The sequence below is a fragment of the Candidatus Odyssella thessalonicensis L13 genome (assembly GCF_000190415.1).
Classification (GTDB): domain Bacteria; phylum Pseudomonadota; class Alphaproteobacteria; order Paracaedibacterales; family Paracaedibacteraceae; genus Paracaedibacter; species Paracaedibacter thessalonicensis.
Map to the genome: position 1 here is coordinate 155,318 of NZ_AEWF01000006.1, position 15,618 is coordinate 170,935.

Below are 15,618 nucleotides of genomic sequence, written 5' to 3' on the forward strand. Positions count from 1 at the left end.
TATCTGGATAGACTGACAGCAATTCCCCTTCACCTCTGAGTACGATGCTAAAGATCATAATGCCGCTCTTAGAGAATTTTGACGCCATAATCATGCTTACTTTACCTCCTTTGTCCTCGCCTTCTTTATAGAAACTCGCCCACAGCAAATAAAAGCAGCACGCGTACTGCTCTTTAAAAAGACGGCCTAACCGTAAAATCGTTTTATAATGCCTTTTCAGTCTCCTTAAAGTTTAAGGGGGAATACCTCCAGAAGTAATTATACAGCAGCTTTTACCATTATTTATTGTAGAAAAAACTAGCTATTTATTGAAATTAATGCTGTCACGGGCAAATTTTTGTTGAAATATTCAGCCTCAATTAACATCTAAATAACAGGACATCAAATTTAATATAAAAAATTCATAATGAGAAAAATTAACTATATTTTTACTTCAGCGTTATTATCTACCTTAACTGCGAATGATAATATTACCCCTCCCCCACCCCTCGAGACCCCGGCTCAAAATAGGGCCCCCGGGATGACAGTCGCCTATTTAGAGCAGCCAATGGTTGATGAGCAAACATATACATTTTATGGCGCCCGATCGGCTGAGAGTTTCTGTGACAAATTGAATGCCTACCGACGGTCTCAATCCATTCATCCAACACGCGTAAAAAAATTAGCGTCTGCCCCTCTCTCTATTTAGAAGCAAGATTTTATGAAATGCTCAAATGGTCTAAAAAGTTCCAGACGGACAATCACAGACCCGTCGATCCGCTCAATCCTGGGATTTGCTTTGAGAGTTATGCTAATTTCTATCAACCGTTAGGCCTATTATTGTGCCATGGTTTTCGCCAGAACCATCCTTCACGTTCTATATTGATTGATTTGTGTCTACAAAGTTTACGTACTTTTGAAGCTTTATGGCAAAAAAATACCACCTTCAGGCATCCTTATATTAAGAACAGATTTGACAATCCCTCCCCCCATACACCGCAACTGCAAGCCTTCTTAAAAAACTTACCTCAAACTATTAGAACTTTAGAGGCACAACAGTTAATGCAGCCTCACGCGGATTCACAAAGCAGCAGCGAACCCCTGGATACACACAAGACAGAGGGTAAACATCTTACGTTTTCGCTTGACACCTCTACGGAGGAAAGGAAGAAGCTAACGTCGATAGCTCGCAACGCGGAACTTCGGGATATGGTGCTCTTAAACCGGAAAATCAATCGACTCTCTTATAAGATTGTGCATCCTACTCTTAAGGAGATCCCTTTCACCTCCCCTACCTTTAAAACAGCTCGCCTTATTGAAATGGATAAGCAAGATCAGCTTGTTAATTTTATGCGTCACTTACACAGGACAGTTTATGAGGGCGAAAATCTGGAAGACAGCCTGGCTGCGTCACAGTTATCTAAGTGGCAAGATCTATTTAGATTTGCGGAAAGCATTTTAAAGAGCTATTCAGCCTATTCCAAAGCTGACTCGTGCGACCAAATACCGACTTTAGGATTAATAACGGTCTTAGAAAGCTTGATTCCTTTTGTCGGAAGCGTTGTAGAACAGCTTGATTCTAAACCAACCTTACAAGAAGTGATCTCCTTACTCTATAAATTAGAAGATGTTGTCGGATTTGCCCATCACCATTTAAAAGAACGAAACATTCGACCAACTCTTGAGAATCTAGAGCAAGCTATTGGCTATTTTAAGTATTTATTTCAGTTTCAGTTTGACCAACATCTCAAAGAGTACAAATTGGTGGGAGAAAAGTTCACCATAGAAGATATTGATGACATCGTCGACGCCATGGATAGTGCCCTTGAAGCCTATGCAATCGTCATGAATGAGATTCAACAGCATGCTCCTCTTAGCGAGCAGGCCCCCGAAAGGATTCAAGCGAGTGTTGACGTCATGCTTGAGGAAGTCTCTGAAGAAATAGCAGGAATGCTGGACTTGTCTAACGGCCAAGATGAGAACGCATCAGATCAGGAAGAGATTGAACTTGTTCCAGAAGGTGAAGACTCAAGCCTACAGTATGAGGAGTCTAAAGCATCTGCACAGGAGCAGGAAACGAAGGCAAGCGCACATAAAGCCCAAAGAGAAGAAGATATCGCGAACGCTATCGGAGCTTCTTCTAAAAGGATGGAAACAGCCGCTGGCGATTTCCAGATTCCAGATAGTTCTCACGCTGGTGCTAGCTCCTTCAAGAGGAATTATGAGGAAGTTTTGGAAGATGAAATTCTTGCTGAAGGATGCATTTACTCTTCTCACGGCCACCTATATAACAATATGGCTCTCATGGAAGGAAACAGTGGTTTACCTCAAACTGAGGCCAGCCTTGCTAAGCCAGCAGAAGAGCTTTCGCCGAGCCCATCGAAAAGGCGACGCCTTGAGGCATCTGAAGTGACAACAGCGTCTGCCTTTACTATGACTGAACCAGCCCTGCCCGATCTCCCCTTATAAGAGTACAAAGGTAGGCTTCATCAAATAGAGGAATAGGTTAGGACGTCTGTGCATCAAAGATAAAAAAGAGAAACCTGCTAGGGGTAAAGGATGTCCTGGATAATTCCTCGGACACTCCGGTTACTCTCCTGGATCCTTAATAAGCCTCAGCTTAACTATTCACGCTTAAACCTGATGGGTTAGGAATCTCTCAGCTTCAAGAGCAGCCATGCATCCTAGACCTGCAGCTGTTACTGCTTGCCGGAAAACTTTATCAGCCACATCCCCTGCGGCAAAAACCCCAGGGATATTAGTTGCAGTACTGCCTGGGGTAACCTTGATATACCCTTCCTCATCCAACTCAACTTGTCCTTTGAAGATTTCACTCATCGGCGTATGACCGATGGCTACGAATACGCCATCAACCGCGAGCTCATTAACCTGATCTGTTTTAAGATTACGAAGCTTGACCCCCGTTACAGATAATGGATTTTCTTCACCCGCAATTTCTTCCACCACCGAGTCCCAGATAACCCTAATTTTTGGGTTAGCAAATAAGCGGTCTTGAGCAATTTTCTCAGCGCGCAAGCTATCACGGCGGTGGACTAAGATCACTTCGCTGGCAAAATTCGTCAGATACATAGCTTCTTCCACGGCAGAGTTACCACCGCCTACGACCATAACTTTTTTACCTTTATAGAAAAAGCCATCACAGGTTGCACAGGCGGACACCCCAAAGCCCCGAAATTTTTGCTCGCTCTCGAGGCCAAGCCAGCGGGCCTGGGCGCCCGTAGAAATGATCACAGTTTCGGCTTCAATGACCTGGCCGGAATCAGTTTTACACACAAAAGGACGCTTAGAAAAATCCACAGAGTCGATCATATCTTCAATCATCTCAGTACCGACATGCTGAGCTTGCAGTCGCATCTGCTCCATCAACCATGGCCCCTGAATAACATCAGCAAAACCGGGAAAGTTTTCAACATCAGTGGTAATTGTTAATTGTCCGCCCGGTTGAATGCCTAGCGCTTGGATAGGCTGCAAATTAGCGCGAGCCGCATAAATTGCTGCTGTATATCCAGCTGGGCCTGATCCAATGATCAGGACTTTCGTTGTTTTTGTCATCAAGACCTCTAAAAATAAAGTATATGCGCCTATATTAACTACTCTCATTTCAATCGGCTAGAAAATTATAAGATTTATCACTTCTATTTTATCTACTTTCATGGTGGCTCGCCCGTCGCTCAGACTGAAGAGAGCAGCGTTAATACCTCCCACAAATTGAAAATTAATGCTGCTGGTGTTAGTCTAATCTCAAAAGCCTTTTAACAACAGCACGAATGCAGAGCTATTTCTTTCTATTGAGCAGCTTAATAAGCCTAGCCATAAGTCAGGACCTCGTCAACACGCCACACCTTACGCTAGCAGATGGCAGCCAAACCGATCAAAATCAACGCCAGGCTATCCACTTTAGCGCGGTTAATTGCTGGCTTGATGCTCTATCACACCCCACTACTACAGCTGTCGATTATAAAGAATTGCGACAGCAGCTGCGCTCAAGCCGTTCAAAGGCTCTGCCTGTGATGGCTCAGGTACCGCTTTATACATTATTAACTGAGGCCTTAACTAACTTTGAAGAAACAGAAAAGGAACAGGATTATAGTGTCCGCTTGGATGAGGAAGCTGGAAAATAAACTTTTACTGCTGCAAAGATTTTCTGTTGCAATACCTACAGTAGTTCTGTTAGAAATAAAATTACCTTATTAGCCGGTTTAGCTCAGCTGGTAGAGCAACTGATTTGTAATCAGTAGGTCGTTGGTTCAAGTCCGACAACCGGCACCATAGTTTCCGCGGGTTTCAAGACTTCCTAACTTAACTTCAAGAATCTCGGTGCTACCTTGGTGCTACCTTCGGAGAAATCCATACTGCGTTTTAAAGTTACTTTTTACTTGTTTTTTTATTCCTTTAGTCGTTTTGCAACCGCACTTCTTACAAAACTTCCGCCGTAACCACTTCCTCAGAAATTTTAAGCTTAATTAATAATTCACATGGAGAGTACATGTTGCAGGATCAAGTTATTCAATCAGAATCATTCGACTTTCAAAGTAAGGGTGAAGCGTCAATTATAGAAATTGCTAGCGCTTGGGCAAATGAAAAATGCGTTAATCCAGATCAGGTTAAACAGTTTATTTTTAAAAGTATTTTACAACAAGCTTTTTATGAGCATGTGGATACTGTTTCTCTTTCAGGATTTGTGTTCCGTACCCAAAAGAATACTTCGTTTAATTATTGGTGGAATGATGAACTAGGCAATGAAGAAAGAGAGAAGTTGATAACAGATATCAAGTCACTGAACATCATTTCTTCCCATGTATTTATCCCTAAAGAAGTACTTTTCAGCATACTTAGATGGAAAGATGGAACACCAGAGTTAGAAAGACTTGGGGGGATAGTATATTTTTGGGGCGCCCCATGGGAAGGATATCCTATTTCTTGGGATTCATCTAAGGAAGCACAACAATACTCCTTGTATGATGCTCTGTATTATTTATCTTGTATCCAGGACTTTACAGATCTAAGAAACGCTTATATTCGCATCCCAGAATACAGAGATACAGCCGACAGGAATTTTAACTTCTTACCTATCAAAGAAAAGGAAAAACAAGAGAATGAAGATGAATATAAAATAAGAAAAAGGCAGAAGGAAAATACCTTAATCACATATTATAACTGTGTTCTAAAGAGAGTGCTGAATAAATTTATTAACCATTTCAAGGAGGGGAGGCTTGAAATGACCTATGCCCTAAAAGGAGGTAGCAGAGAGATTATTCATCCTGACGATATAACGGTTATGATAGAAAGTGAGAAAGTTGATTTCCTTAAATCAAGCGCTAATATTTATGAGGAAGAAATCTTAGGAATTGAAGTACGAAAAGCTCTTAAGGGGAAGCTTGATATTATATCTCAAAGTGAAAGGCACCAAACAGATATAACTAACTATCAAGAGATTCCTGAAGGCTACACAATACAAAATTCCAGCATATATGCTCGTCAAATAGCAGAAGCAAGAAGATCAAACCAACTTAGAGACGAAATAAAAAAGATTACATAAATAACAAAGCCAAAGTTAAATCTAAAGCTAAATATGCTCGTGAAAGAGCAGACCAACTTACCAAGGAAAGAGATATTAAGGAACAATATGGATTAGAGCCAAGCACTCTCTCTGACTTAATCAAAAAATGGTTAAGAGGAATATAATACCACAATTCAAAAAAAATAATAGCTACGAAACAGTTCCGTAGGTATCGAACTGTATCAATATCTATACTTTAAGCTGAGTTCTTTTCCATACTTCTCCTATAGCACCAAATTTTCTCAAATTTTAGGAATTTTGACTGCGTTTAATATTAGGAGGAATGATGAATAAAAAGTCTGAGCTTTTAACGCGCAAAGAAGCCGCAAAATATCTTGGGACGACAGAGTCAACACTAGCTGTATGGGCATGTACAAAGCGTTATCAATTACCCATGGTCAAAATAGGACGGCTGGTAAAATATCGTTTGTCAGATCTCGAAAACTTTATTGAGAGTAGGATAACCAACCTTCCAAACCCAGAGGGAGGTTATGATGTCAAATAAAGGCTCAGTACTATTCTATGATTTAAAAACTGACGAATCACTTGAGGACGAACAAGAAACTTTAATCAAAATAGGTAAGATATACCCAAAAGTGTTCGCACAATCTGATCTACCCTATCGTATTGACCAATACGAAAAGGAGGCTTGTGATGGACAATAAATTTTACGACGCTATGCGTTCATATAATCTTGTCTGTCCGATCGAAATTATTGAGGATGGGGTACTGAGGCGCTTTGCTAACCATGGCAAAGGAGACAAAGATTGTTGGTATATCTGTTTTGATAATGGTGGGGGCGTTTTTGGCGATTGGTCATCTGGATTAAATGAAACTTGGACTCCACATAATGCCAGGCTTTCTGACAAAGATAAGGATAAACTTAACAAGCAGATTCTGGTCGCTCGTCAAAAATACTATGCAGAAAAGACTGCCAGTTACGAAGAGACGGCACAGAAAGTTTTAGAACAATGGCAAAGGCTAAGTGATACGGGTACATCTCTATACCTGTCAAAAAAGCAGGCGCAACCATTTAACGTGCGTTTTGATCAGAATAACTTAGTTATTCCTCTTAAAGATATCGATGGCAAGCTATGGAGCCTTCAAACAGTGATAGCCGATGGCACTAAACGCTTTCAATCTGGTGGAAAGAAGCAAGGCTGCTTTCATTCAATTGGAGATATACAGTCCAGTCCGAGCATCTACGTTTGCGAAGGATATGCGACTGGTGCCAGTATTTATCAAGCAACTGGGATAACCACCATCATAGCCTTTGACGCGGGGAACTTGACCCCAGTTATTGATAGCATTAGGAGCAAGTATCCAACTATAGCACTTACCATAGCTGCGGATAATGACCAGTGGAAAGAGGTTAATGTCGGAAGAGATAAAGCCGAAGAAGCAGCACAAAAATATGGTTGTCAGGTTATTTTACCAAAATTCTCAGATGAGTATGTCGCAACAAAGCCAACGGACTTTAATGACTTACATGTTTTATGTGGTCTTGAAGAGGTCAAGAATCAGCTTTTTCAAACTCCCAAAGAAAAGAGACTGCCGATGCCCTCAGGATTTCTCTTAAAGAAAGACGGGTTATACTATGAAGAAGACTGGGTTTGTTCTCCCCTAGAAATACTCGCTTATACTAGAGATGAAAACAGTGAAAACTGGGGGCGATTAGTCAGATTCTCTGACTTAGACAATCACGTTCATACTCACGCTTTGCCTATGAAATTTTTAAGTGGAGACTGCATTGATCTTTACTGTCTATTACTTGCTGCCGGTTTAAGGATTACCACCATTCGACGATTAAGATCTAAGCTAACAGATTATCTGCAAAGCTTCAAAACAGACAAGCGCGCCCTATGTACCTCACATATAGGTTGGCATGGAGATCACTTTATCCTGCCGGATGGGGCAATCCCCGCAACGGATGGCATTTACCTGCAAAGCGACAACAGCAATTTTATCGGTTATCGGATGGGGGGAACTTTAGGACAATGGCAAGAGCATATAGCTATCCCATGCCAAGGCAATAGCCGTCTTATCTTTGCTTTATGCTGCGCTTTTGCAGCTCCCTTGCTCTCTCTTGTAGGGAGTGAAAGCGGTGGATTCAATTTCATTGGATCCAGTTCTATTGGCAAGAGCACAGCCTTATCTGTTGCAGCCTCAGTGTGGGGTAGCCCTAAATATATTCAACAATGGAAAGCTACAGGTAATGCTCTAGAAGCCATCGCAGAAGCCCACAATAATACCTTGCTATGCCTTGATGAGTTAGGCCAAGTCGATGGCAAAGAAGCTGGGGAGATTGCTTATATGCTCGCCAATGGGTCGGGCAAAAGCCGATTAAAGGCCAAAGGTGGCCTCCGTCGGAAATTTGAATGGAAAACGCTGTTTTTAAGCACAGGAGAAATCTCCATTGCCGATAAACTCAAAGAAGCTGCCAAAAGGTTCCAGGCGGGCATGCTGATCCGTATGGTTGATATTCCAGCCGATGCGGGAACAGGCCATCGCCTTTTTGACACGATTCATGAATTCCAGGACGGAAGAGGTTTAGCTCAACATCTAAAGGATAAAACAGGTCAATATTATGGCACAGCAATTCGGCCCTTTCTGGAAGTCTTGCCAACCATAAAACAAGCACTACCTCAAACGATTGAAAAAGTTAGGTTAGACTTTTTTGCCCGTAACATTTCTCCAGACGCCGATGGCCAGATCAAGCGTGTTGCCGAACGCTTCGTTATTGTTGCTGCTGCCGGCGAGCTAGCCATAGATTTAGGCGTTCTTCCCTACGAGGGTGGCACCGCCCTAGAGGCTATCAGAGTGTGCTTTAATGCTTGGATTGAGAGTAGAGGGGGGTTGGGTAACTATGAAACAGAAGAAGCCATCACCCAAGTTAAAACTTTTATTGAGGCTAATCAATCAAGCCGGTTTGCTATATTGCAAGATGGTTACATCGATGAACAGAGGATAACTCATCAAGCAGGATATAAACGCCTGACTTGGGAGAACGAATATGAGTTCTTTATTTTTCCCAAGGTCTTCGATGCAGAAGTTTGTAAAGGATTAAACCCCAGATTTGTTAAACACGCGTTAGCCGAGCAGGGATTCCTCTTAAAGGATGGCACAGGAAAGTATACAAAGCCCATCAGCCTTCCAAAAGGCAAGAAGAGAATGATACATTTAGCCCCTCAAATATTCTGTGAGGTTAAATAATGAAATCATATTTTTCAGATATATTAAAACCTGGTGTTTTAGGTGTTCCTAGGTGTTCTCAGACCCAAGAACTTAGGAATACTGCGGACTTCAAGGATGATGGCATAAGAACACCTATAAACAATGCTATGTGTTCCTGGTGTTCCATAGAACACTCTAGAACACCTGCTATTTTTCAAAGTGTTCCGCTGAAAGCAAGGGAAGGAGCCATGGAAAACCAAGTACACCTCGTAACCCCTGAAAATAACGATCTACGTTATTTCTTTGAAGAAAGAGCCTCTATCCTTGAGTATGATAGCTATCAAACCCGAAGCCAAGCAGAATATTTAGCTTCAGCAGAAACAGTGCTCATTTTTCTAAAGATATACCATTCGCAATTGCTAACAGAGTTTTATCGGCTTATCAATTATTTACCTACGGAGAATACTCATGACACAAATTAATGTAATGGCACAGGAGGATAATACTAACATTCTGCTTCAACCAAAGGGCCAAAATAATAGAATGTTAGGGACAAGGTTCGATACCTTTCGAGAGAATCTGGTCTCTCAGATTGTCTATGCCACAAGCCCCCTCCAGCATAATCAAAAAGACCTGGATGTAGCAGTAGATGCCGCCCTGGATGTGATGGAAGCTTTTAATCCCCAAGATGAGATTGAAGCCATGCTTCTTACTCAACTGATTGCTGCTCACAATACATCTATGTACTGTCTCGCTAACACAGCTTCTTTAAGTCTTGAGCAGCAGAAGGATTACTTTAATTATGCCAACAAGTTTATGAGAACTTATGCCACTTTGGTTGAGGGGTTGCATAAGCATCGAAATCAGGGACAATCGGAACAAAAAATTACCGTTCAGCATGTCCAAGTCAATGATGGTGGTCAAGCCATTGTGGGTAATATTACTCAACCATCCTCCTAAAGCACCGAATATACTTTCTCGAGTTGTTGCTTAATTACAGCAAGAGTATCGAGATTATTTCTTGTATAGCGCCCATGCTTATACATTCCATGACGATGGCCAGTTGGCGCTCCAGGAGATTTACCACCATGCATTCGACATCTGCCATTCTTCATCGCTGGAGATTGGCAGGATATCTCAGCTCGGGTCTTTGCTCCGCATCGGGGAGTCTCTTGAGCCTTCATCAAGGCTATTTGCCATTGCAACAACATATACCCTCCTCTGGGTGCATGGGGTTATCTCAAGAATTTTAAGCGTCTATGAGATATCGATGAAATAGGAAATATAAATAGTTCACAATCAAAAGCATACCAAATAGGCGTATATATTACATCGGTGCTAAATTGTCATAAATGATTTAGAAACATAGAAGGCAGAGGACCTGAAGATTTTTCTTTAACACCTCAGCAAAAAGATCGCCGGGGCTCGTGCTGGTCAAGAAATTATTTTCTACGGCATTGACGGCATTGGTGGCTGAGCGGATCGCAATATCGACGTCTCTTCCAGCGGCAAAGGCAGCGCAGGCCGCATTCTTCAGATCCTTATCTGCTTTACCATGGACGGTCGCGTTGGCGGCTTTATAAGTGCGCGCTGCTACATTTAGGCCCACATGAGATTATCTGATTATTCCCTCTAAGCATTAGAAATCTAAGGGTTTAGTTAAATTTATTAGGTATAAAAATAATCACATAACTTATTAATTTATATAGATTTTTTGGATATTGTCCGAAAACAGTGGAAACGTACACACCAAGCCTATATAGAGAATGGAAAAGTCTTGTATTTTTTGCAACAGGTCCTCAAGAGGCATGAAATCTCCTAATCATCAAACTTTTTAGTATTTTTACTTTCAATCTAAAGTTGATTTTTTCAACTACAGTTATTGACGAGCAGAGTCAAGAATGGGTATAGCATTAATTAAAAGCATCCTCGATCCATTTCAAAAAATCTAATAACGAGCAATAATAATGGCTTTTCAAGCTGCGATATAAAAAACAAAAAAATAGAAATGATTAAAAATGATTCCTCAACAAAAAATTGACCCTCAAGACTTTGAATACAATCATCTTGTTGATTCAAACGAACATGCACTAATTGGCATTAGCCCTTTTAATGGGTATTTTTCAACTCAAAATATAGAAAATTTAATTCGTTGGGCTTCTAATAATTTTAAGGATTTTGACATTTTTACGATGGACAGTGCTTCAAAATATAACTTAATGGCCATAGGCTATACCGAGGGGGATGCTATCAAAAAGACAAAGAAACAAGATCAACATTTACAAAATAAGATTGTTAGGTGTCTAACCAACATAGGACTTACAAAAGAAGAAGCTCAAAAGAAAATAGTGTTTATAAGTCATTTGTATCAAAATGAAAGATATCTTGAACTTTATAAAGAATATTTAAACCTCTTCAAAAATAATACTTCCTTCAGGAGTGATTGTCTAAACGCCTCAAAATCCATTCTTTCACAAAAAATTGCAGAAGTAACTGATGAATCTGCATATTTAGCTGTTAATTATCTCTTACAAGAAATTCCTATATGGTTTAATACTCCCTATATTTTAGGAATTAATTCATCTGTGTTCGTCTATAAAGACTTACCACTGTTCTGGCGGAACGTGTGTTACAACTATGGCTTAATTTCTCCTAACCAGAAAATTCTTATCAAACAGATGTATTTTTAATGAAATCTTAATTATCTATAGGAATAATGTAGAATTGAGAACCATCCCTAACCTTATTATCAACCGAAAAGTTCTATGAAAAGCCTAACAATGAAAGAAATCCTAGTTCATCTTAATGAGGTCCTAAAACTTCTCCCTGGAAGTATATACTTAAAGGATAGCAATGGATTTTATTTAGGATGCAACGAATTCCAAGCTAAAATGGCAGGGTTTGATTCTCCTGAACATATTATAGGGAAAACGGATTACGAGCTCCCTTGGAAAAAGGATGCTAATAATATCAGAGCGACCGATAAAAGAATTATGCAAACCGGTATTGCAGAAGAAGTGTTAGAACACGCAACTCTCCACAACGGCACTGAACTCACGATGCTCAGTATCAAAGCCCCTTTTCACGATGACACTGGCAAAGTTATTGGCATTGTAGGAACTTCTCTTGATATTACTGCACGCACACAAGCCGAAGAAAGAGAAAAACTTGCATTAGAAGCTAAAAGAGAAATTGAAGCAACAGCGAAACGATTATTAATGGTGTTAGCCGGGAGCATTACTCATGATTTACGTACTCCTTTATTCTGCCTAGATTCGATTAGTTATAGTCTGAAAAACTCTCTTCCTATTTTAGTGGAATATTATCATTTAGCCAAAAAGGCAGGCTTAACCTCAGAAAGAGAACTCAGCCGCAAGGAAATAGCTGCAATAGAAGACATTTTAAATCTTCCGCAAGAAATAGACGATCAGATAGCTTGGATGCATTCGTTTATTGACGATAACTTGAAAGCCATAAAGCGTAGCACTTCTGAAAATTTGAAAGAAGACGATCTTGTCGAATGTAAAAGCTACAAAATGATTCAAAATGCCATAGACTCTTACCCCTTTCAACCTGGTGAAAAAGACTTAATTGAATGGGATAGACGTTATTATTTTGACTTGATGGGAAACCCATTACTTTTCATGAGAATCATCTTCAACCTCCTAAGCAATTCTCTCTACCAAATCCATAAAAATAACAAAGGAAAAATATTAATATATTCAGAAGAGCAATCTGAAACAAATATTATTCGTTTTCGTGATACCGCAGGGGGTGCCCCACCACATATCGTTGATCATATTTTTGATGGATACATAACTACAAAAGAACAGGGAACAGGTGTTGGATTGGCTTTTTGTAAATTAACAATGGAGAGCTTTGGTGGAACTATCACTTGCCAATCTCAAGAGGGAGACTATATCGAATTTACTCTAACTTTTCCCAAAATTAACACGTAAGTTTTGTGATTTTTCCATATTTTCTGTAAACAAGTTAACAATCATCCCTTAATAGGTTTAGCCCAGAATTTGTGCGTAGGATTATCATCAGAATTTAAAAAAGTCTGGAGATAGCTTCTTTTTTGCAGCTCACAGAAGAATGGGCGCAAATACGGGAAACCATGCCCTCAAAGACCTTGACGTAAAATTCATTTATCCATGGATCTAGAGAGGAATATGCATGGCGTTGAAATAACAGATACGCAAACCTCTGACATTGAAATGATGGTTTCTCTTATACCTGTTGAGATAACTCAGCCGATAGAAAAAGTGATAGGCCGTGAAAAGAAAAAAGATAAAGCACCGACAAGGCTACAAGACGCGGCACCTAGCATACTGTGCTTCTTGATTGTTAAGATGCCGGTGTTTTTTAGGAAGGCTAAGGTCAGACAAACTCTTATGAATGTTCTCCATCACGGTCTGCTGCAGACATTCACCCCAGGTTGCGCCTGAAGGACAAAAGGAAAGCTCGACTTATACCTTCAAGGTTGAAAGAAGAGGAGGTAACAGTATGGGATAGCCTATAAATAATTACCTTCAAATCCACCCCTCTTGTATCATTTTTAAATCGGTGATCTCTTCAAATCTGTATCATTTTTAAACCGGTGTTGACACTTTACCGTCTAGGGTGCGCCCTAGCTTGCTTCTATGGCCATTCACCCTCTTGTCACTTGTAGGGTTACAACTTCCAAAGCTTGTAGCAGCACTCGTGCTTGTCGAAGAATCAGTTGATGTAGAACCGGCCCCGACTCTTGTAGAGGTACTGCTTCCACTTGAGCTCGCTGACATACTCGGTGCATGAGTGCTTCTATTTATCCACTGTTCACCAGACATGCGCTCGGGCGCGCCAAACTTTGTGCCTGCAGTTCTAGCTCCTAAATCTGAGAAAGCTGACTTATGAGTACTACCACCATTCGCAACAGCTCTCATGTCACTATATAGACGGTTAGCGGCCTCTGAGCATTGGCTTCAGAGAGTGGTGAAGAGTATACCGCTTTATGCTATTAATTATTAGAGAGACGGAGTATTATGATTCATCGTTATCAGGCACTTCTTCATCATTACGGAGATTATTGATAAACTCATCGAAGCTATCGGCAATTAAAGTTAGATTAGAGTAATCAGGCACTTCACCCTGCGCAGAATCCGCCTCCATCTCATGATCCCAGAAATAAACTTTCCCTCTATCAGGACCCTTCAATGATATCAAGATCAAATTACCACCTGGATCATCTCCAATAGGGATCATATTATTAGGTACTCTGTCACGGTATAACTCTATATTCATTAAAAGATTTTCATTAAATCCTCTTCTAATGCCAAATAGGAAGTCTACATAGGAACCATTATCTTTTAATTCTTTAAAGTAAAAACGGCAAGGCTGCGGAAGGCCACCATTATGCTTAAGAATAAAATCTCGATAAGGTTTAGGTAAGCTGCATCGCCAAACTTCTTCCAATGCTTCCAATAACCTCTGATCCATTGGACCTAATGTATTCAGTATTTCCATTCATTTCTCCATTTAAGTGTTTTTATTTACAGCTACTCCCCCTGTATGGCGTACAGCTTTATGTAGATCCTTTGGTACCAGATACATGCTTTTGCCATCATGATGATGGTGCCATGTGTATCCTGCGGGACGCACCTTAATCCCTGCAGCTTTATCAGCTAGAGCAAAATCAGCACCATGATCTCCCGTAATTTTTATTTCGACTTTTTTAATAGCATACCGTGAAAAATCTGGATGTCCAGTGCCTGTAAAAGGAACGCTATGAGGATACTCACGCCTGAGATTCTCAGGTAATTTCTCAAGAGGATACACTTTACCAGCATACTCTGAATTAATTGGTTTACGATTATTAATAGGGCGAACCCTAGGGTGAGTGGAAGATGCTTTAGTAGTCCCCTGTTTAGCCGTACTATTCACACTAGTAGAATTAGCAGAAATAGAACCGGCCCCGACTCTTGTAGAGGTACTGCTTCCGCTCGAACCTGAGGACATACTTGGTGCAGGAGTGCTTCTGTTTATCCATTGTTCGCCGGACATGCGTTCGGGCGCGCCAAACTTTGTGCCTACAGTTCTAGCCCCCAAGTCTGAGAAAGCTGTATGGGTATTACCGCCATTCGCAACGGCTCTCATATCTTCATACAGACGGTTAGCTGCCTCTGAGCGTTGGCTTTGAGACGATAGTCCATTGCGGTTAGCAGCCTTATAGGCTTGAGGGCCTTTGCTCCCTTGAGAGGATCTTGTCTGGCGGTTCTGATTGCTTGCCATTGGGCCTTTGGCTTTGCCTCCCTTCCCTCCGCCTTTGCCCATAGGACCTACACAGCTGCTCAGCGCTGCTCCTGTATTAATGGCGTACTCTGTCAAAGCCTGCACCTTTGCTTCATCTAAGGGTTGGCCGGCAAACTTCTGCTTCACCAGATCGCACGCATCCTTCGAGCGCGCAGGAAAGTCTACAACTACCTCATGCAAGTCGGCAACCATTCCGATGGTTGCTACCCCATTAAAGTCATCAACTCCTTGACTATAATTCCTGATATCATGGAGAACCCTGATTGCTCGATGGGGCTGTGCATCTCTAATGGCCTGTTGTTCCTTCTGCCATTCTCGGGCTATAGCTACTTGCTTCTCCAAGAATTCGCCAAAATTTCTGGGTTTTTGTTCTGCTTGCTGACTCCCTTCGTCCTCAGCATTTTGGTTTGTTTGCTCACTCTCTTCATCATTAGTATTTTGTTTTCCTTGCTCGCCCCTTTTATCCTTAACATTCTGCTCAAAAACTTCCGTGAACGGATCTTCCGTGGCAGCAGAAAGGTGGGTGGCGAGGCCTTCATACACTTGAGTGGTGTTGAAGGTCATGGCATTGATGGCGGCTTCTTGGGCGG

General features: G+C 41.1%; 17 protein-coding genes and 1 tRNA gene. 12 read left to right on the forward strand and 6 right to left on the reverse strand.

Annotation, left to right across the window (positions count from 1 at the left end; all coding sequences use genetic code 11):
• The first annotated feature begins 406 nt into the window (after nt 1-406).
• Nucleotides 407-688 (forward strand): hypothetical protein, encoded by a 282-nt coding sequence (locus tag HMO_RS0110420; protein WP_010302561.1) that lies wholly within the window; start codon nt 407-409, stop codon nt 686-688.
• A 17-nt stretch (nt 689-705) separates the two neighbouring features.
• The gene (locus HMO_RS0110425) at nt 706-2,448 is read left to right on the forward strand and encodes a hypothetical protein (protein ID WP_010302565.1); all 1,743 of its coding nucleotides are present in this window, start codon (nt 706-708) and stop codon (nt 2,446-2,448) included.
• 165 nt (nt 2,449-2,613) lie between these two features.
• On the opposite strand, the gene trxB is transcribed toward HMO_RS0110425, so the two are convergent.
• Nucleotides 2,614-3,552, reverse strand: coding sequence for a thioredoxin-disulfide reductase (trxB, locus tag HMO_RS0110430; protein WP_033444712.1), 939 nt, complete (start codon nt 3,550-3,552; stop codon nt 2,614-2,616).
• Between the two features lie 215 nt (nt 3,553-3,767).
• Here trxB and HMO_RS0110435 point away from each other — a divergent pair, with 215 nt between their 5' ends.
• The 7 genes from HMO_RS0110435 to HMO_RS15760 all read left to right on the forward strand — a co-directional run bounded on the left by HMO_RS0110435 (nt 3,768) and on the right by HMO_RS15760 (nt 9,694).
• Entirely contained in the window at nt 3,768-4,121 is a 354-nt protein-coding gene (locus HMO_RS0110435; protein ID WP_010302571.1) for a hypothetical protein, read from the forward strand.
• A gap of 72 nt (nt 4,122-4,193) precedes the next feature.
• Nucleotides 4,194-4,269, forward strand: a tRNA-Thr gene (locus HMO_RS0110440).
• A 217-nt stretch (nt 4,270-4,486) separates the two neighbouring features.
• Nucleotides 4,487-5,539, forward strand: a complete 1,053-nt coding sequence (locus tag HMO_RS0110445; protein ID WP_010302574.1) for a hypothetical protein — start codon at nt 4,487-4,489, stop codon at nt 5,537-5,539.
• Between the two features lie 307 nt (nt 5,540-5,846).
• A complete protein-coding gene (locus HMO_RS14725; protein WP_010302578.1) occupies nt 5,847-6,065 on the forward strand; it encodes a helix-turn-helix domain-containing protein in 219 nt (72 codons plus the stop codon).
• Nucleotides 6,066-6,214: 149 nt separating this feature from the next.
• Nucleotides 6,215-8,773: a DUF927 domain-containing protein gene (locus HMO_RS0110460; protein WP_010302584.1), complete on the forward strand. Its 2,559-nt coding sequence runs from the start codon at nt 6,215-6,217 to the stop codon at nt 8,771-8,773.
• A complete protein-coding gene (locus HMO_RS0110465) occupies nt 8,773-9,216 on the forward strand; it encodes a hypothetical protein (protein ID WP_010302587.1) in 444 nt (147 codons plus the stop codon). The genes HMO_RS0110460 and HMO_RS0110465 overlap by 1 nt, the downstream gene beginning before the upstream one ends.
• Entirely contained in the window at nt 9,203-9,694 is a 492-nt protein-coding gene (locus HMO_RS15760; RefSeq protein WP_010302589.1) for a hypothetical protein, read from the forward strand. The genes HMO_RS0110465 and HMO_RS15760 overlap by 14 nt, the downstream gene beginning before the upstream one ends.
• On the opposite strand, the gene HMO_RS0110475 is transcribed toward HMO_RS15760, so the two are convergent.
• Together HMO_RS0110475 and HMO_RS0110480 are read right to left on the reverse strand one after the other, a co-directional pair.
• Nucleotides 9,691-9,945 (reverse strand): HGGxSTG domain-containing protein, encoded by a 255-nt coding sequence (locus HMO_RS0110475; protein WP_010302591.1) that lies wholly within the window; start codon nt 9,943-9,945, stop codon nt 9,691-9,693. The two genes, HMO_RS15760 and HMO_RS0110475, sit on opposite strands and share 4 nt — an antisense overlap.
• Nucleotides 9,946-10,091: 146 nt before the next feature.
• A complete protein-coding gene (locus HMO_RS0110480) occupies nt 10,092-10,343 on the reverse strand; it encodes a hypothetical protein (protein WP_010302594.1) in 252 nt (83 codons plus the stop codon).
• Nucleotides 10,344-10,752: 409 nt separating this feature from the next.
• On the opposite strand from HMO_RS0110480, the gene HMO_RS0110485 reads away from it, so the two are divergent.
• The 3 genes from HMO_RS0110485 to HMO_RS0110495 all read left to right on the forward strand — a co-directional run bounded on the left by HMO_RS0110485 (nt 10,753) and on the right by HMO_RS0110495 (nt 13,185).
• The gene (locus HMO_RS0110485) at nt 10,753-11,424 is read left to right on the forward strand and encodes a tRNA-dependent cyclodipeptide synthase (RefSeq protein ID WP_010302596.1); all 672 of its coding nucleotides are present in this window, start codon (nt 10,753-10,755) and stop codon (nt 11,422-11,424) included.
• A gap of 75 nt (nt 11,425-11,499) precedes the next feature.
• Complete coding sequence (locus HMO_RS0110490) at nt 11,500-12,693, forward strand: PAS domain-containing sensor histidine kinase (RefSeq protein ID WP_083821296.1); 1,194 nt, start codon at nt 11,500-11,502, stop codon at nt 12,691-12,693.
• A gap of 216 nt (nt 12,694-12,909) precedes the next feature.
• Nucleotides 12,910-13,185 (forward strand): hypothetical protein, encoded by a 276-nt coding sequence (locus tag HMO_RS0110495; protein WP_010302601.1) that lies wholly within the window; start codon nt 12,910-12,912, stop codon nt 13,183-13,185.
• Between the two features lie 144 nt (nt 13,186-13,329).
• Here the strand turns inward: HMO_RS0110495 and HMO_RS16870 are convergent, their stop codons facing one another.
• The 3 genes from HMO_RS16870 to HMO_RS0110510 form a co-directional block, all read right to left on the reverse strand.
• Nucleotides 13,330-13,662, reverse strand: coding sequence for a hypothetical protein (locus HMO_RS16870; protein WP_139016876.1), 333 nt, complete (start codon nt 13,660-13,662; stop codon nt 13,330-13,332).
• 97 nt (nt 13,663-13,759) lie between these two features.
• Nucleotides 13,760-14,242, reverse strand: coding sequence for an SMI1/KNR4 family protein (locus tag HMO_RS14735; RefSeq protein ID WP_010302603.1), 483 nt, complete (start codon nt 14,240-14,242; stop codon nt 13,760-13,762).
• Between the two features lie 12 nt (nt 14,243-14,254).
• On the reverse strand, nt 14,255-15,618 hold a 1,364-nt coding region (locus HMO_RS0110510), incomplete at its 5' end, for an HNH endonuclease (protein WP_010302607.1).